General features: G+C 70.6%; 18 protein-coding genes. 10 read left to right on the plus strand and 8 right to left on the minus strand.

Annotation, left to right across the window (positions count from 1 at the left end; all coding sequences use genetic code 11):
- Positions 1–170 precede the first annotated feature (170 nt).
- From DK427_RS13895 to DK427_RS13925, 6 genes are read right to left on the minus strand one after another with little or no spacing between them, the layout of a single operon-like run.
- The gene (locus DK427_RS13895) at positions 171–701 is read right to left on the minus strand and encodes an SRPBCC family protein (protein ID WP_109951781.1); all 531 of its coding nucleotides are present in this window, start codon (positions 699–701) and stop codon (positions 171–173) included.
- Positions 702–725: 24 nt separating this feature from the next.
- The gene (locus DK427_RS13900; RefSeq protein ID WP_109951782.1) at positions 726–1,322 is read right to left on the minus strand and encodes a DUF447 domain-containing protein; all 597 of its coding nucleotides are present in this window, start codon (positions 1,320–1,322) and stop codon (positions 726–728) included.
- 5 nt (positions 1,323–1,327) lie between these two features.
- The gene (locus tag DK427_RS13905; RefSeq protein ID WP_109951783.1) at positions 1,328–2,887 is read right to left on the minus strand and encodes a DUF6513 domain-containing protein; all 1,560 of its coding nucleotides are present in this window, start codon (positions 2,885–2,887) and stop codon (positions 1,328–1,330) included.
- On the minus strand, positions 2,884–3,627 hold the full coding sequence (locus tag DK427_RS27095; RefSeq protein WP_245930562.1) for an amino acid kinase family protein: 744 nt from the start codon (positions 3,625–3,627) through the stop codon (positions 2,884–2,886). The genes DK427_RS13905 and DK427_RS27095 overlap by 4 nt, the downstream gene beginning before the upstream one ends.
- Entirely contained in the window at positions 3,624–4,337 is a 714-nt protein-coding gene (locus DK427_RS13920) for a (5-formylfuran-3-yl)methyl phosphate synthase (protein WP_109951784.1), read from the minus strand. The genes DK427_RS27095 and DK427_RS13920 overlap by 4 nt, the downstream gene beginning before the upstream one ends.
- Entirely contained in the window at positions 4,334–4,864 is a 531-nt protein-coding gene (locus tag DK427_RS13925) for a DUF3280 domain-containing protein (RefSeq protein WP_245930563.1), read from the minus strand. Before DK427_RS13925 ends, DK427_RS13920 begins: the two co-directional genes overlap by 4 nt.
- A 126-nt stretch (positions 4,865–4,990) precedes the next feature.
- Between DK427_RS13925 and DK427_RS13930 the strand changes: the two genes are divergently transcribed.
- The 10 genes from DK427_RS13930 to DK427_RS13975 all read left to right on the plus strand — a co-directional run bounded on the left by DK427_RS13930 (position 4,991) and on the right by DK427_RS13975 (position 14,305).
- On the plus strand, positions 4,991–5,431 hold the full coding sequence (locus DK427_RS13930; protein WP_109951785.1) for a DUF3291 domain-containing protein: 441 nt from the start codon (positions 4,991–4,993) through the stop codon (positions 5,429–5,431).
- Positions 5,432–5,522: 91 nt separating this feature from the next.
- Positions 5,523–6,782, plus strand: a complete 1,260-nt coding sequence (locus tag DK427_RS13935) for an ABC transporter substrate-binding protein (protein WP_109954157.1) — start codon at positions 5,523–5,525, stop codon at positions 6,780–6,782.
- Positions 6,783–6,906: 124 nt separating this feature from the next.
- Positions 6,907–7,896, plus strand: coding sequence for a YVTN family beta-propeller repeat protein (locus DK427_RS13940; protein ID WP_109951786.1), 990 nt, complete (start codon positions 6,907–6,909; stop codon positions 7,894–7,896).
- 20 nt (positions 7,897–7,916) lie between these two features.
- Positions 7,917–8,348: a cupredoxin domain-containing protein gene (locus DK427_RS13945; RefSeq protein ID WP_109951787.1), complete on the plus strand. Its 432-nt coding sequence runs from the start codon at positions 7,917–7,919 to the stop codon at positions 8,346–8,348.
- Positions 8,349–8,350: 2 nt separating this feature from the next.
- On the plus strand, positions 8,351–8,593 hold the full coding sequence (locus DK427_RS13950; protein WP_109951788.1) for a hypothetical protein: 243 nt from the start codon (positions 8,351–8,353) through the stop codon (positions 8,591–8,593).
- Positions 8,590–9,333 carry an ABC transporter ATP-binding protein gene (locus DK427_RS13955; protein ID WP_109951789.1) on the plus strand — a complete coding sequence of 248 codons (744 nt, stop codon included), beginning with the start codon at positions 8,590–8,592 and terminating at the stop codon, positions 9,331–9,333. Before DK427_RS13950 ends, DK427_RS13955 begins: the two co-directional genes overlap by 4 nt.
- Positions 9,330–10,202, plus strand: a complete 873-nt coding sequence (locus DK427_RS13960; RefSeq protein ID WP_109951790.1) for an ABC transporter permease — start codon at positions 9,330–9,332, stop codon at positions 10,200–10,202. The genes DK427_RS13955 and DK427_RS13960 overlap by 4 nt, the downstream gene beginning before the upstream one ends.
- On the plus strand, positions 10,199–10,837 hold the full coding sequence (locus tag DK427_RS13965) for a hypothetical protein (RefSeq protein WP_425452470.1): 639 nt from the start codon (positions 10,199–10,201) through the stop codon (positions 10,835–10,837). The genes DK427_RS13960 and DK427_RS13965 overlap by 4 nt, the downstream gene beginning before the upstream one ends.
- Positions 10,838–11,207: 370 nt before the next feature.
- The gene (locus tag DK427_RS13970) at positions 11,208–13,763 is read left to right on the plus strand and encodes a TonB-dependent receptor (RefSeq protein ID WP_109951791.1); all 2,556 of its coding nucleotides are present in this window, start codon (positions 11,208–11,210) and stop codon (positions 13,761–13,763) included.
- A 191-nt stretch (positions 13,764–13,954) separates the two neighbouring features.
- Positions 13,955–14,305: a hypothetical protein gene (locus DK427_RS13975; RefSeq protein WP_109951792.1), complete on the plus strand. Its 351-nt coding sequence runs from the start codon at positions 13,955–13,957 to the stop codon at positions 14,303–14,305.
- 86 nt (positions 14,306–14,391) lie between these two features.
- Here the strand turns inward: DK427_RS13975 and DK427_RS13980 are convergent, their stop codons facing one another.
- Positions 14,392–15,903 carry an undecaprenyl-phosphate glucose phosphotransferase gene (locus DK427_RS13980; protein WP_109951793.1) on the minus strand — a complete coding sequence of 504 codons (1,512 nt, stop codon included), beginning with the start codon at positions 15,901–15,903 and terminating at the stop codon, positions 14,392–14,394.
- A 69-nt stretch (positions 15,904–15,972) separates the two neighbouring features.
- A complete protein-coding gene (locus DK427_RS13985) occupies positions 15,973–17,193 on the minus strand; it encodes a glycosyltransferase family 4 protein (RefSeq protein WP_245930564.1) in 1,221 nt (406 codons plus the stop codon).
- Positions 17,194–17,269: the final 76 nt, after the last annotated feature.

The following is a 17,269-nucleotide window of genomic DNA, read 5'->3' on the forward strand; positions in this document are numbered from 1 at the left end:
GAAGCGAAGGCGCAGCCGGAGCGGCGGTGAGGGGGCTTCGACGGAAGAGACTCCTCCGTCGAAGCCCCCTCACCATCGCCTGCCGGCTCGCCCCGCCGACGACAGGGTCGTCGCGGCCCTCTCCCCGCACAGCGGGGAGAGGGGATGCGCGGAAGTCGACGGGGCTCGTGCTACGAACCCTTCTCGACCTTGGCCTTCAGGTTGTCGAGGCCGGCGCGGTAGAGGCCCTGGACGGCCTTCTTCGAGGCCTCGTCGTTGAGATCCGGCGGCGGATCGTTGTTCATGTAGCCGCGGTAGAAGGCGCCGCGCCACGTAACCTTGGTCTTGTCGCCCTGCGGTTCGACCTCGATGGTCGAGGAGTAGTCGTTCACCGGCAGGGTCTTCACGTCGACCTTGTTGATCCGGTACATCAGGCTCTTCTTCTCGGCATCGTACTTGGCGAGCTCTTCCTCGACCGTGGCGCCGCCCTTCAGCGTCAGCGTGCGGGTGGCCTTGACCTCGTTGCCGCCCTTGCCCTCGGTCTTCTCGACCACCGGGATCCAGCTGCCGTCCTGGAAGTTGCCGACCACCGCCCAGACCTTGTCGGCGGGCGCGTTGATCTCGACGCTCTCCGAGATCTTCTGCCGGGTCGGCCCGTGGGCGTGGGCCGTGAACGACACCGTGGCGAGCGCCGCCACGGCCGCGAGTCTCATGAACCTCATGGACGTCTCTCCTTCGCGCGCCGTCTAGGATGCGGCGCCGGGGTTTGCGAGGACCCGCTCGCTGCGGCCGAGGGCCTGCGCGACCTTGTCCTCGATCCAGTCCCAGGCCTCGCGCTCGCGCGGCCCGGCCGTCTTGGATATCGCGATGGCGAGATAGGCCATCTCCGCCAGGATCTTCTCGGGGCTCAGCATGTGCAGCCGCGTCGAGAGGATCGCGGCCTCCAGCACCGCCGCTTGCGCCCGGTTGTAGCCGATGAAGGGCTCGTGGGCGTGAGCTCCGATCAGGCGCCCGCGGAAGCGCGGCCGGGTCTCATCGTCCTCGACCGCCTCCACCGCGAACTCGGCGTGGCCGAAACTGTCGGCCAGTCGCTTGCCCGGGATCGCGGCGCAATCGACCACCGGCCAGTCGCGCCGGCCCGTGACCGCACCCGCGATCACCCGCACGTCGCGCGGGCTCGACGCGGCGAAATAGGGGTTGGCTTCCAGGTTCCGGATCGTCGGCGAGGGCCGGAACGGGGCGAGCACGTAGGCGTCGTCCTCGCGGATCAGACCGAACGGCACGAGGTGCAACTCGCCCTCGGGCGACAGGGTGGTGACGACGGTCTCGAGGATCAACGGCACGGTCTTCAGTCCTCGGCCACCAGCTTGCCGCAGACGAGCCGCGTCTTTTTCGGACCTGGCGTTGCGTCCACCGTCGCCTCGGCGCGGGCTTCCTCCGCGCCGACGGTCTCGGGCGGTTCCGCGTCGGCCTCGGCCGGGATCCGGGCATCGCGCGTGCCGGGCGGCGGTCCGCCGGGGCCCGAATGCTTCGTGTGGCCGGCCTTCTTGAAGGCGGTGGTGTCCTCGGCTTCGGCCTCGGCCGCCGCGCCCCAGATCAGGGGCTCGTCCTGCACGTATCGCTTGCCGAGCCGCCAGGCGGTCTCGGCCTTGGCGAGCTCGTTCCCGAGATAGAAGGCGTGCGCGCCGTCGCTCGCCACGTTGAGATCCGGGAAGAAGGCCATCGCGTCGGTGCCGACCTTGTGGATGTCGCGGTTGTAGACGTGGATGCCGTCCTCGGCGACCGCGATGCGATAGTTCGGGTCGCGGACCTCGGCGGCAAGGGCGGCGATCTCATCCGGGGTCTGCACGAAGGGGCGCTTGTCGTGAAGTGCCAGAAGTGCCCGGCCGTAGCCCTTGGGCAGCGCCGCGTCGGCCTTGGCCGCGTACATCACGCGCCGAGCGGCGTCGTGCTCCTCCACGGTGCGGCGGGTGTGGTTGGAGACCTGCACGATCAGCACGTTGCGGATCGCGAGCTCCGAGCACATGCCGGCGAGCAACGCGGTGACGCCGAGGCTGTCGGCCTCGGTCAGCTCCGTGAGGTTGCCGGTTCCCATCATCATCTCGGCCTCCGGCCAGCGCGCCCGCAGGTCGCGGTAGCGCGCGACCGAGTCCACGAAGCCGAAATGGATCGGCTCCAGGATCGGGTCGGCCATGTAGGGCAGGCCGGCGCGCTCCATCCGCTCGATGGCGCGGTCAAGGGAGGCCGGATCGTCGGGCCGCATCGGCACCAGCACCGGCACGGCACCGGTCTCGAAGGCGAGGCCGAGGGTCTCCTCGTTGAGGCTGAGGAGAAAGTCCGCACCGGCCCTCGCGCCGCGGGTCAGCTCGTCGAGCGAGAAGGAATCGACGCTGACCCGGAGCCCTTCCTGCTTCATCAGCCGCACCGTGTCCTCGAGGTGCGGGAAAGCGGTGTCCGGCAGGCCGCCGAGGTCGATCACGTCGGCGCCGCGGCGGGCGAGGTCGAGGCCCTTGGCGAGGATCGCCTCGGGCGTCATCTTCGAGGCGTCCACGATCTCGGCGAAGATGCGCAGGTCGTGGCGCGAGAGATCGAGCGTGCGGCCGGCGAGCCCGAGATGGGCGGGGAGATCCACGATCTCGTCCGGCCCGCGCTCCACCGGCACGCCGAAATGCGCCGCCAGCGCCTCAGGGTTGGCGCGGCAGCGGCCGGGCAGGATCACCCGGGTCGCGCCCTCGGGCAGGGTGACCCGGCGGCGGATGATCTCCTCCGTCATCAGGGCCGCGACCTTCACGCCGGAATCGGCGATGCTCCAGGCGAAGCGGTTGGCCGGCAGGGTGGCGGCCACCTTCTCCAGGCGCGCGCGGGCGAGCTTGCCGGTGATGAAGACGAGGTGTTCGGGCTGGCTCACGCGGCGACCCGGCCTTGCGCCGGTCCCTCGATGCGGATGCTGCCGCGGTAGCGCGCCGCGAAGGTCGGGAACGCCGCGTCGACGAGCCCGTGGCGCGCCCAATCCGCCGGGCCGGTGCCGGGCGGAGGGGCGGCGGACTTCACGAGGATGCAGGCGGCCGCGCCGACATCACGGGCGAGCCAGAGCGCGAGGCTGTCGGAGGTGACGTCCCAGGTCTCGGGGATGTCGGGGTGGCCGGCGCGGAGGCTCGACGGATTCCACACGAGCGCGGCCCTCCCTCCCCCCTCTACAGGGGAGGGTGGGCCGGCCGTCAGGCCGGGTCGGGAGAGGGGAGCGACGCGAACGGAAGAGGCGCACCCTTCATGGAGGGAGGATCTTTTCCCTGCATCGTCGCTCCCCTTTTGCGGGACTTCGTCCCGCCCCCTCCTGCTTCGCGGGGTACCCTCCCCCGCCGAGGGGGGAGGGGGAAGCGTCGAGACCAAGGCAAGCCTCGGCTCCAGATCCAGAAAGACCTCTGCCATCTGCCCCATCGCGTCGAGCGCGAGGCGGTGGGCGAGCCGGTCATCGAAGCCGAGGGCCGCCTGCGCCGTCCGCACGGCGTCCGCGAAGGGGCCGCCGCCCGGCACGATCAGGCAGGGACCGTCCGCGCCGACAGCGAGCCGCCGCAGCCGGGCGCGCAGGCGCTCCGGGTCGGCGAGCAGGCTGCCGCCGAGCTTCACCACGGTGAGCCCCGCGCTCACGCGGCCTCCCGGGCGGGCAGGGCGCGCAGGGTCCGCACCGCCTCGGCGACCGCGCCGGCATCGAGGTCGAGCCGCCGGTCGCGATCGCGGCAGAGCCCGCCGCGGAAGCCGAGATAGCCCGGCGCGTGCCGGGCGAGGCCGGCGATGTCGGAGATCCTGAGCGAGCCGGCGAGTCCCGAGAGCAGCCCGTGCGCCCGGCAGGCGGCGGTGAAGGCGGAGAGGTGCGGCCCGTCGAGCAGGTCGGGGAGGCGCCGGCCGTCCTTGCCGGCGGTGTCGACCATCGCGCCGGCGAATCCCGCCGCGGCGAGCGCCGGGACGCGGCCGGCATCGGGCGCGTCCTCGGCGAACAGCACCGCGATCAGGCGGCCGGGCGCGGCCGCCGCCGCGGCCGAGAGCAGGGCGGGGGAACAGCCGGGGGGCAGCGCCACCTTGACGTAGTCGACGCCGGTCGCCGCCATCGCCCGGACGGCGGCTTCCATGTTCTCGAGTGCGGGCTCGCCCGCCACCGCGCTGGTGACCGCGCGGCCGGCCAGGCGCCCGACCAGCGCCCGCACGGTCGCGACCGGCAGCGCGCCCAGCGCGCCGCACTCCGGGTCCTTGGCGTCGACGAGGTCGGCACCCGCCGCGCAGGCGCGCTCGGCCTCGGCGACGCAGCGGACGCTGACGAGGAGGCGGGGCGGGGCGGAGGGCAGGGGCGTGGGAACGGTCACGATTTTCCGGGCAGGGGCTCGGCGAGCAGGCGGTTCTTCACCACCCAACGCATCGCGTGCGCCCAGGTATCATCGGTGTCGGCCCGGATCACCACCTGTCCGGCCCGCACCGGCTTGCCGCTGGCGGCATCGAGGATGCGGACATACAGGTTGAAGATCTGGTTCGATCCCTTCTCCACATAGCCGGTCACCGCGAGGTCCGCACCCAGCGTCTTGGCGATGGGGGCCGCGCAATCCTCACATTTGTAGAAGGGGCCCTGCTTGGCGATCTCGGGCGCCTGGGGCGCGGTATCGACCGGCTCGAGGCCGCCCTGCTTGGCGAGCGCCGCCTTCAGCTCGTCGGTGACGAGGGCGAGCTTGCGGGTCTCGTCGGGCCGCGCCCGGCGGCCGCCGACGACGCCCGGATCGAGCAGCTCGACCGGGAAGATCGCGGCTTTCGTCGGCTCCGCCCGCGCAGGACAGGACATGTGGCCGGCAAGGGCGGCGAGCGCTGCGAGGGTCGCGCGCACGGGCATCGTGAGAGGCATGGCCGGTCTCCCTGCATCGCGCTCGTGACGGGGTGGCGCGTTACCCAAGGATCGCGCGCCGGGACGGTTTGGCAATCCCCGGCGCCTCCGGCATCGTCGCCGCACCGGGCCGGAGAAGGAATCGCGATGCCCCTCGTCAGCGTCACGCGCCTGCGCATCCGGGCGCTCCGCTTCCTGCCGGCCTTCGCGGTCCACGCGGTCCGAACGGCCCGGCAGGTGCGGTCCGCGCCCGGCTTCCGGGGCGGTGCCGTCCTGAACGATCGCGACTGGACCTTCTGGACGCTCACGGCCTGGGACGGTGCCGAGAGCATGCGGACCTACATGGGCAGCGGCGCCCACCGGGCCGCGATGCCGCGCCTCTCGCACTGGTGCGACGAGGCCAGCACCGTGCACTGGAACGCGGACGACCTGCCGGGCTGGGCCGAGGCGGACAAGCGGATGCGCGACGAGGGCCGCGCCTCGCGGGTGCGTCATCCGAGTCTGCGCCACGAGACCCTGAGCTACCGGCCGCCGCGCCTCTCCGGCTCGGCCCCGCTCGCCCCCACGCGCCCGCCCGCAGGGATGTGAGCGGGAAATCGTCGGGCGCGGGGCCGCGCGGGCCGGATATCGGCCGCGGGCCGTTGAGTGGGCGGGGGTTATGCTGTTACCTGCCGGCCGCATGCGCGCACCTGCACGATCCTTCATCCCCGCCTTCACCCTGACCCTGGTGCTCACCGGCGCCGCGCCGCCCGCCGTCGCGCAGGCGCCCGGGGAGCAGGCGCCTGCAGCCCAACAAGCGCCCGCGGCTTCTCCCGCTCCGCCAGCGCCTTCCGAGACGCGGATCGGCCTGATCTACCGGGTCCAGCCCCAGCCCTCCTCCTACGACGCGGAGGCCCCGCCGGAGGACGAGGGCGTGGCAGGCGCCCGGATGGCGATCGCCGACAACAACACGACGGGGCGGTTCACGAAGCAAAGCTACGTGCTGGACGAGGCGCCGCTCGCCGAGGGCGGCCCCGGCGCCGTCGAGACCGCCCGCTCCCTCGCGGAGAAGGGCACGACGTTCATCATCCTGGCGCTGCCGGCCGACGAGGTGCTGGCGGTGGCCGACGCGCTCAAGGAGACGGGCGCGGCCATCCTCAACGCCGCCGCCCCCGACGATCGCCTGCGCGGGGCCGATTGCCGTAAGAACCTCTTCCACATCGTGCCCTCGCGGGCGATGCAGACCGACGCGCTGGCGCAGTACCTGACCCTGATGCGCTGGCGGAAGCTGTTCCTGATCGTCGGCCCGAACGAGGCCGACCGGCTCTACGCCGAGGCGCTGAAGAACTCGGCCCGCAAGTTCGGCCTGAAGATCACCGCCGAGAAGCCCTGGACCTTCGGGCCGCTCGCCAAGGCGCGGGGCGACACGCCGACCCGGGCCGAGGCGATGGTGTTCACCCGCGGGCTCGACTACGACATGGCGATCGTCGCCGACGAGGCGGGCGACTGGGGCGACTACGTGCCCTACCGGACGGTCGATCCGCGACCCGTGGGCGGCACGCAGGGGCTGGTGGCCACCACGTGGTCGCCGGTGCTGGAGACCTGGGGCGCCGCCCAGGCGCAGAACCGCTTCCGGCGCCTCACGAAGCGGCTGATGCGCCCGCTCGACTACCAAGTGTGGACCGCGGTGCGGATCGTCGGTGACGCGGCGACCGTCAGGAAGACCGCCGACCCGGCCGTGCTCGGCCCTTACCTCACCGACCCGGCCTTCAGCGTGCCCGCCTACAAGGGCGTGTCGCTAAGCTTCCGTCCCTGGGACCAGCAGCTGCGCCAGCCGCTCATCGTGGTGCAGCCCAAGATGCTGGTCTCGGTCGCGCCCGAGCAGGGCTTCCTGCACCAGCGCACGCCGCTCGACACGCTTGGAATCGACCTGCCCGAGACCGCCTGCAAGCTGAAGTAGCGCGCCGGATGCGGCGATGCGCGCCGGGCGCCGCCCCGGCCCGCGCCCTCGCAACCGGCGGGAAACGCATTACAATCCGTCGCAACGAAGGCCCGCCGAAGGGGTGGGACCAGGGAGGATCGGGATGGACCGCTGCGTCACGGCAGTGCTGAGACTTGCCGCGCTGGGATCTGCCGCGCTGATCGGCCTGACGGAGGGCGCGTCCGCCTACACCGTCTACGTCTCGAACGAGAAGGGCAACTCGGTCAGCGTCATCGACACCGACACGATGACGGTGACGGGGACGTGGAAGGTCGGACGCCGCCCGCGCGGCATCACGGTCCGCCCGGACGGCAAGGAGGTCTTCGTCTGCGCGAGCGACGACGACCGGATCGACGTGCTCGACGCCGCCACCGGCAAGGTGGTGCGCTCGCTGCGCTCCGGTCCCGATCCCGAGCAGTTCATCCTCGATGCCTCCGGCAACCCGCTCTACGTCGCCAACGAGGACGACAGCCAGGTCACGGTCATCGACATCGAGAAGAACCGGGTGCTGGCCGAGGTGCCGGTCGGCGTCGAGCCGGAGGGGATGGGCCTATCGCCGGACGGGAAGGTCCTGGTCAACACCTCCGAGACCACCAACATGGCCCACTTCATCGACACCAAGACCTTCCAGGTGATCGACAACGTGCTGGTGGACGCGCGCCCGCGCTTCGCCGAGTTCACGCAGGACGGAAAGTTCCTCTGGGTCTCGGCCGAGGTCGGCGGCACGGTCAGCGTCATCGACGTGGCCACGCGCCGCGTGGTGAAGAAGATCACCTTCAAGATCCCGAGCGTGAACGACGAGGCGATCCAGCCGGTCGGCGTGCGGATCACGAAAGACGGCTCGAAGGCCTTCGTGGCGCTCGGGCCCGCCAACCGCGTCGCGGTGATCGATGCGCAGACCTACGAGGTGCAGAAGTACCTCCCCGTGGGCCAGCGCGTCTGGCAGCTCGCCTTCACGCCGGACCAGAAGCTGCTGTTCTCGACGAACGGCACCTCGAACGACGTCTCGGTGATCGACGTCGCGGCCGAGAAGGTCGTCAAGAGCATTCCCGTCGGCCTGCTCCCCTGGGGCGTGGCCGTCTCCCCGCAGTGATCGTTTTGGGACCTTTGCCGATGCGCAGGCTTCTTCCGGCGGCCCTGATCGGGCTCGCCGCGCTCGTCGCGGCCCCGGCCTCCGCCCTCGACCTCACCAAGAAGCGGGAGAACCTGCCCGACCTCGTCCTCGGCAACGAGGAGGGCAACGACTTCGTGGTCGAGAACAAGGACATCGAGCTGGAGGCGGGGCGTGCCTACCGGCTGCGGATCGTCGCCAAGGGGCGGCAGGAATACAAGTTCTACGCGCCCGAGTTCTTCCGCTACATCTGGCTCAACCAGATCGTGATCAACCATCTGGAGATCCATGGCGGCGGGCCGCCGGACCACCTCGAATTCGACGATCCGGGCGAGATCGCCATCGAGTTCGTGGCGATCAAGCCGGGAGCCTACAAGTGGGAGGCCCGCGGTCTGGAGGCCAAGGGCATGACCGGCACGTTGACGGTGAAGTGACGATGCGCGCCGCCCCCCTCTGCCTCGGGCTCATCCTGCTCTGCGGGCCGGCCTTCGCCGACGACAAGTCCGCCTGCGCGACCGGCATCGCGATGATCAAGGACGAGCTCGCCAAGAACCCGCCCGAGTCCGTCCTGCCGAAGCTCAAGAAGGCCCTGCGGGTCGCCGAGCGCGAGCAGGGCGAAGGCGAGTACGACGAGTGCCTCGACGCGGTGGGCGACGCCAAAAGGGCCCTCGCGCGATGAGCGAGGCGCCGGCCCTCTCGGTCGAGAGCGTCAGCCACCGCTTCGGCGCGCGGGCCGCGCTCGCGGACGTGTCGCTCAGCGTGGAGCGCGGGCGCTTCATGGCGCTGCTCGGCCCGAACGGGGCCGGCAAGACCACGCTCTTCTCGGTGATCACGCGCCTCTACAACAACCAGGAGGGCCGGGTCGCGATCTTCGGCCACGGGCTCGACCGGGAGCCCTCGCGGGCGCTCGCCCGTCTCGGCGTGGTGTTCCAGGCCCGCACCCTCGACACGGATCTCACCGTCGAGCAGAACCTCGCCTACCACGCGAGCCTGCACGGCATCGCCCGCCGGCCCGCGCGCGAGCGGATCGCGGCGCTCCTCGACCGGGTGGGCCTGGCCGACCGGCGGGTCGACAAGGTGCGCACGCTGTCGGGCGGCCAGTCGCGCCGCATCGAGATCGCCCGCTCGCTGATCCACCGGCCGAGCCTCCTGCTCCTCGACGAGCCGACGGTCGGGCTCGACCTCGAATCGCGGGCCGACATCGTCGCCATCGTGCGCGCCCTGGTGCGGGAGGAGGGGCTGTCGGTGCTCTGGGCCACCCACATCTTCGAGGAGATCTCCCCGGACGACGACGCCGTGGTGCTCCATCGCGGCCGGATCGTCGCTCGCGGCACCGCCGGCACGATCGGACAGGGCGCCGAGAGCCTGGAGGACGCCTTCCGGCGCCTCGTCGCCGAGCCGGGAAGGAAGGCCGCGTGAGCATTTCCGTGAACCCCACGGCCCGGCGCGCCCCGGCCCATCTCGGCCGCTTGGATGCCGTCGGCTACCTGATCTGCCTCGGCGGCATCGTCCGCCGCGAGCTCCTGCGCTTCTTCAACCAGAAGGAGCGGTTCTTCTCCGCGATGGTGCGCCCGCTCGTCTGGTTGTTCATCTTCGCGGCCGGGTTTCGCAACACGCTCGGGGTCTCGATCGAGCCGCCCTACCAGACCTACGTGCTCTACGAGGTCTACGTGGTGCCGGGGCTGGCCGTGATGATCCAGCTCTTCAACGGCATGCAATCCTCGCTCTCGATGGTCTACGACCGCGAGGTCGGCTCGATGAAGGTGCTGCTGACGAGCCCCTATCCGCGCTGGCTGCTGCTGCTCGCCAAGCTGATCGCGGGCGTCTCGGTCTCGGTGGTGCAGGCCTACGCGTTCCTGGCCGTGGCGTGGTTCTGGGAGACCGACATCCCGGCCATCGGGTACCTCGCGGCGCTGCCCGCCTTCCTGGCCTCGGGGCTGATGCTCGGCGCCATCGGCCTGTTCCTGTCCTCGCTGGTCCGGCAGTTGGAGAACTTCGCCAGCGTGATGAACTTCGTGATCTTCCCGATGTTCTTCGCCTCGTCCGCCCTCTACCCGCTCTGGCGCATCCGGGAATCCTCCGAGACCCTGTACTGGATCTGCCAGTGCAATCCTTTCACCCACGCGGTGCAGCTCGTCCGCTTCGCCCTCTACGGGCAGTTCGAGCCCACCGCCTGCGCGGTCGTCGTCGGCACGACGCTCGCCTTCTTCACCCTCGCGGTCGTCGCCTACGATCCCGGCCGCGGCATCATGGCCCGGCGCGGCGGCCCGGCCGGAGACAACGCATGATCCGTGGCATGACTCGCCTGTCGCTTCTCACCGCCTCCCTCCTGACGCTCGCCGGCCCGGCCCTCGCCCAGCCGAAGACCGACCCCGACTGGCCCTGCGTGCAGCGCAAGGTCGCCAGCCTGAGCCCCGGCCAGTTCTGGACCGGCCCCGATCTCGGGTCCGCCCCTGCCGAGTGGGGCAACGACAACGAGGCCGCCGCGCTCGCGCAGAAGATCGCTTCCCGCCGCACCGAGCTGCAGGAGGTGGACGGCCTGCTCGACGGCTACGTCGCCAAGCTCCCCGACAAGGCCGCCCGCGAGCAGGGCCTCACCCGGGTCTATGCCGGCGTGTTCGAGGTGATCAACGGCGAGCGCGGCAAGATCATGCACGGCATCGCCCGCTACGCGCAGGGCCAGCGCCGCATGGCCGAGCGCATCCGCGAGGAGGCCGACCAGATCAGCCAGACCAAAGACGCGCCCTCCGCCGCCGACGCGCGGGAGCTGCCCAAGGAGCAGTCCGAGCTGGAAACCAAGTTCGCCTGGGACCGGCGCATCTTTCAGGAGCGCACCCAGGCCCTGACCTATGTCTGCGAGGTGCCGACGCTCCTGGAGCAGCGCCTCGGCGAGATCGCCCGAAAGATCCAGGCGAAGCTCTGATCGGTCGGGCCGGGCCCGCCCGATTCGGATCGGAGGCTTGTCGAAGCACGGGCCGGGGGTTCGAGGCGTCCCGGACCCGCGGCGGCCTCCATAGCCTCGACCTGCCGTTGCAGACATGCTCGCAAGGGTTTCATTTCTTTGCCGAAAGCTCCCGAGCGCTCCTGCCAGATTAGCCTAAGTGTCTGAAAACATGTGGCAATTCTGTTGCCCTAACATCACGGCCGGTTGATTACCGCGCAGCTTCACCCCGAAACAGCGCCCCCGCCCCCTCCGGCCGATTGTCGTGCCCCTACGATCCCGGCATCAGTCGAATCCTAAGCCCCGCACAGAAGGGGCGAGGGTTCGACTGGGTTCTTGGAAGGGTTAGGGGATGTCCATGTGGGGGCTCAGAAGCTTCCTGGCCGCGTCCGTCTCGCTGCTGCCGTTCGCGGCGCAGGCGCAGCAGGCGGTCACGCTCGGTGAGATCAGCGTCGTGGCGACCACGCCCGTCGGCGTGTCGGCCGGCAACGGCGCGCCGAGCGTGGCGGCGATCGACGGGCCGGGCGGCCCGGTCGCCCAGGCTCCGGCGACGACCCGCCTGCGCGGCGGCGCCCAGCCGCTCTGGAAGATCCCCAGCACGGTCGAGTCGGTGACGGCCGCCGACCTGAACTTCGACCGGGCAACCTTCAACGCCGTCGAGACGCTGGCCCGCCGCGTGCCCGGCCTCAACATCTCGGACAGCCAGGGCAACAACAACCGCGTCGACATCAACTATCGCGGCTTCCAGGCCTCGCCGGTCACCGGCGTGCCGCAGGGGCTGGCCGTCTACCAGAACGGCGTGCGCATCAACGAGGCCTTCGGCGACACGGTCAACCTCGACCTCATCCCGCAGGTCGCGATCAACCGGATCGATGTCGTCACCGGCAACCCGGTCTTCGGCCTCAACGCGCTCGGCGGCGCGATCAACATCCAGATGAAGAACGGCTTCACCTGGCAGGGCACCGAGATCACCGCGCTCGGCGGCTCGGACGGCCGCATCGCAGGCTCGCTCCAGTACGGCAAGATGATCGGGCCGTGGAGCTTCTACTTCGCGGGTGACGGCCTGAACGATCGCGGCTGGCGCTACCAGTCGCCCAGCACCATCGGGCGAGTCTACGCCGACCTCGGCTACCGCACGCCGGATTCGGAGTTTCACCTGATCGGCCAGCTCGCACGCACCTATTTCGGCGCCGCAGCCGCGACGCCGGTCGACTTCACGCACGTCGATCCGCGGGCGATCTTCACCTATCCGCAGACCACCACGACGGAGGTCGGCACGCTGCAGATGACCGGCCGGGTCGATATCTCGCCGACCTGGGACCTCTCGGGCAACGCCTACTTCCGCCGCTTCAGCCAGCGCTACATCGACGGCAACGACGGCGACTTCGAGAACTGCTCGCGCAACTCCTCGTTCCGCGGCCGTCTCTGCTACGAGGACGACGGCTTCGAGCAGGCTCCGGGCCAGAGCCGCAACGCCTTCACCAACCAGTTCCTCATCCTCGGCCGGGGTGCTGGCGCCAACGGCGTGCCCTTCACGGCGGGCGTGCCCTACGGGACCCTCGACGTCACCAAGACCGAGGCCACCGGCTACGGAGGCTCGCTCCAGGCGGCCAACCGGGACAAGGTCTTCGGCTTCGGCAACAGCTTCGTGGTCGGCGGCTCGATCGACGTGGCAGACTACAGCTACAAGTCGTCGAGCACGCTCGGCGTCATCAATCCGAACCTGAGCGTCACCACGAACCCGAACAATCCGTTCTACGGCAACATCCCGGGGCTCGGCACCGACTTCATCCGCACCGCGGGCGCGCTCGGCATCGCGCCGAGCTCGGTCACCGGCAACAACCTCTACATGGGTCTCTACACGACCGACACGATCGACCTGACCGACGCCCTGTCGCTCACGGCCGGCGCGCGGCTCAACTTCGCCCGCATCTCCAGCCAGGATCAGACCGGCTTCTCGCCGGACGTGACGGGGACGCACTACTACAGCAAGATCAACCCGCTCGCCGGCCTGACCTACCGCTTCAGCCCGGGCCTGTCGCTCTACGGCGGCTACTCGGAGTCGAACCGCGCCCCGACGCCGCTCGAACTCGCCTGCGCCAACCCGCTGCGGCCCTGCCTGATCCCGAACTCGCTGGTCGCCGACCCGCCGCTCAAGCAGGTCACCGGCCAAACCTACGAGGTGGGCTTCCGCGGCGCGCTGCCGAACTTCTACGACGGCGGCCTGGTGAACTATAAGATCGGCGCCTTCCGCACCGACCTGACGAACGACATCCTGTCGCTCGCCACCCCGGGCAACGCCGCCCGCGGCTATTTCGTGAACGTTCCGGCCACCCGCCGCCAGGGCGTAGAGGTCGGGCTCGAATACGTCTCCGACTGGCTCTCGGTCTACGCCAACTACGCCCTGATCGACGCCACCTTCCGCTTCAACGGCACGCTCTCCTCGCCGAACAACCCGCTCTCGGACGACGGCGCGATCTTCGTGGTGCCGGGCAACAAGGTGCCGCTGATCCCCGACCACCAGTTCAAGGTCGGTTTCGACGTCGAGGTCCTGCCGCGCTGGCGGGTCGGCATGGCGCTGCAGGCCTTCTCGTCCGCCTATTACCGCGGCGACGAGTCGAACCTGAACCGCAAGCTGCCGCCGTGGTACGTGCTGAACCTCAACACGAGCTACCGCGTGAACCCGAACCTCGAAGTGTTCGGCTACGTCACCAACCTGACGAACAACCGCTACAGCAACTTCGGCACGTTCTTCGAGCCGGGCCTCGTCGCCAACCGCTATCCCGTGAACGACCCGCGCACCACGACGCTCGGGCAGCCGCTCTCGGTCTACGGCGGCATCCGCTACACCTTCGGCGAGGCGCCCGTGCCGATGGCCGAGCCGCAGCCGCTGGTGCGCAAGTACTGACAGCCGCACGGGTATGGCGGGCCGAAGGGCCCGCCTCCACTCTGGAAAAGCCTCGCGGCCCCTCCGGCCCGCGAGGCTTTTGCGTTCCGGGCTGCGGCCTCAGGTCTCGGGAACGGGGTGACACGACCGTCGATTGCCACGGGCGAACAACGATCCACCAACAAGTCCCGAACCAGACGGAGACACGCCCGATGCGGATGATTCCCGCCCTTGCCGGCCTGCTGCTGATGACCGCCCCCGCGCTCGCCACGCCCTGCGCGGACGAGATCACGACGCTGGAGAAGCGCCTCGACAGCGCCGGGGCCGCGCAGGTGACCGGCACGGTGCCGCCGGGCGGTCCGGTCTCCTCGAACTCGGACAAGGCCCTCGACAAGGCGCCGACCGTGAAGCCGAGCGACCCGAGCGTGAAGCCTACCGCCGCGGGCGTGAACGAGGCGCGCAAGCTCGTCGAGAAGGCGCGCGCGGAGGACAAGGCCGGCAAAGCCGACGCCTGTCGGGACACCATCATGCAGGCGAAAGAGAAGGCCGGCGCTCTGCCGTAGCCCACCGCTTCTCGCGACCGCCAACGAGAAGGGGCCGCCCGGCATAGCCGGGCGGCCCCTTCTCGTCCGTGCCTGAAGCGGGGCGTTCAGTAGGCGTTCTCGGCCTTGAGCAGCGCGAAGGGCGTGGTGACGAGAATCTGCAGGTCGAACAGCACCGACCAATTCTCGATGTAGTAGAGATCGTGCTCGACGCGGCGCTGGATCTTCTCGTTCGTGTCGGTCTCGCCGCGCCAGCCGTTGATCTGGGCCCAGCCCGTGATGCCCGGCTTGACCTTGTGCCGGGCGAAGTAGCCGTCCACCACCTGATCGTAGAAGGTGTTGGCGGCCCGCGCCCCGATCGCGTGCGGGCGGGGCCCGACGAGGGAGAGGTCGCCCTTCAGCACGTTGAAGAGCTGGGGCAGCTCGTCGAGCGAGGTCTTGCGGATGAAGCGGCCAACGGCCGTCACCCGGGGATCGTCCCGCGTTACCTGGCGCACGGCGGTCGGGTCGCACTGATCGACGTACATCGAGCGGAACTTCAAGACCTCGATGATCTCGTTGTTGAAGCCGTGCCGCTTCTGCCGGAATAGAATCGGCCCGCGCGAGGTGAGCCGCACGGCGGCCGCGACGCCGAGCATCACGGGCGCCAGCGCGAGGAGCAGCAGGGCGCCGACGCAGCGGTCGAACACCGCCTTTACCACCACGTCCCAGTCCGCGATCGGCTTGTCGAACACGTCGAGCACCGGAACGGAGCCGAGATAGGAGTAGCTGCGCGGCCGAAGCCTCAGCTTCGTGGCGTGGGCCGAGAGCCGGATGTCGATCGGCAGCACCCAGAGCTTGGCGAGCATCTGCAGGATGCGCGCCTCGGCCGAGATCGGGATCGTGAACACGATGAGGTCGAGCCGGGTATGGCGGGCATAGGCCACGAGGTCGCTCACCGTGCCGAGCTTCGGGTGGCCGGCCACCACGTCGCCGGAGCGGGCGTCGCCCCGGTCGTCGAACACGCCGACGACGCGGATGCCGCTCTCCTTCTGGGTCTCCAGGGCATTGATCAGCTCCTCGGCCGCCGGGCCGCCGCCGACGATGGCCGTGAGCCGATCGAAGCGCCCCTTGCGGGTCTGGTCGCGGATCACGCGGCCGAGCACGATGCGGCCCGCGAGCAGGAGCGGCAGGCCGGCCGCGAAGTAGCTGCCGAACCAGAGACGCGAGTAATTGTCGCCGAGCTTGGTCAGCAGCAGGACCGCCGCGACCGCGAGGAAGCTGAGCGCCCAGCCGGCACAGAGCTTGACCGCCGACTTGAAGACGTTGCGGAAGGCCGCCATCCGATAGGCACCCGCGATCTGGAACAGGCCGATCGCGGCCGCGGCGATCCCGCCGACCACACCCGCGTAGCGCAGACCGAACGGCACGACCCCGCCCAGCAGCCCTGCATGGAGAACGATGCCGAGCACGCAGATCATCGCGAACTCGGCCATGCGCACCAGGCCGGCGACGACGACCGGCGAGATCGCTCCGGGAGCGAGCGGGGCGGTGGTCTCGGCGAGCGGCGCGCGCGGCGCGTCCACCGCGCCGGGGGGGCCGGCCGCCTTCAGGATATCGCGGACATCGAACGCACTCATCGGACGCTTCGCCCCTGACGCACCCGGCTGATCATCACTGAACCCTGCCAGACCGGCCTGTAGGAATGTTTAAGCGGAGGCCGGCCCCGGCCGTCCCGCGGCCGACGCCTGCCCGCTCGACGCCCGGGCCCGCAGGGCCGCCTCGTAGCCCGAGAGCACGCTCTCGCCCATGTTGCGCATCGAGAAGCGGGCGCGCACGGCGTCGCTGAGCGCGCGGAAGCGGGCCTCGCGCCGCACGGGCTCCTCGTCGAGCAGGCGGCCGATCGCCTCGGCCAGCGCCCGCGCGTTCCGCGGCGGCACGAGGTCGCCGGCGGCCGCGCCGAAGATCTCCGGGATGCCGCCGACATCGGTGGCGACCAGAGGCTGGGCGGCGGCGGCGGCCTCCAGCACGACGTAGGGGAGAGACTCGGCGTAGGAGGGCACCACCATCACCCGGCCGCGGGCGAGGACCGGGCGGATCGGCTGGGCGGGCTCGAAGACGACCGCGCCGGCAAGGCCGAGGCCGGCGGCGCGCGCGGCCAGGACCGCCTCGTCAGGCCCCGAGCCCACCATCAGCAGGGTCAGAGGGCGGCCGGAAGCACGCAGGTGCGCGAGGGCTTCGAGCAGCACCGGCAGACCCTTGGCCTCGCGCAGCTCGCCCACGTAGACGAGGTCGAACGGGTTCTCGGCCCGCACTACCGGCACGAACTCCGCCTCGCCGATGCCGTTGTGGACGATGCGGGTGACAGCGCGGGCGACGGTGGAGCTTGGCCCTACATAGGCGGCGTGGCGCCCGGCCACGTACGCGCTCTCGAACAGGAAGACGTCGGTCCGCCGGGCGAGCAGCCCCTCGACGCCCATGTAGAGCCGGTGCAGCAGGGTGCCCGGCCGGTAGTTGTAGCTGCCGCCGTGCGGAGTGTAGGCGCGGACCGGCGCCAGGACGCCCGTCCTGCGCACTGGGGCGAGCCGGGCATAGAGGCCGCCCTTGGCCCCGTGGCCGTGCAGCACGTCGGCGCCCACTGCCTCAGCACGGCGCGCCACAGCACGCAGGGCCGCGAGGTCGCCCGGATCGGGGTTGCGCCGCATCGGCACGCGCAGGACGCCAAGCGCCAGTTGCGGGGCGAGATCGGCCAGCATCTCCTCGGCCCGCACACCCCCCGTATCAGCGTCGCAGACGAGGCCGACCGCATGTCCGGCAGCCGCCTGGAGCCGCGTGAGATCGACGACGTGACGGAACAGGCCGCCGACCGGCGCTCGGAACACGTGCAGGATCCGGCGCGTCGGGCCGGCATCGGGTGGGATCGTGGACACGGCACTCTCCGGGCGGCGGGACGCGCGGGCGTCCACCGAGACGTGGCCGCTACTCTGGCGGCGGTCCCTCGGCCGG

It is taken from the genome of Methylobacterium radiodurans, from assembly GCF_003173735.1.
Taxonomy (GTDB): Bacteria; Pseudomonadota; Alphaproteobacteria; order Rhizobiales; family Beijerinckiaceae; genus Methylobacterium; species Methylobacterium radiodurans.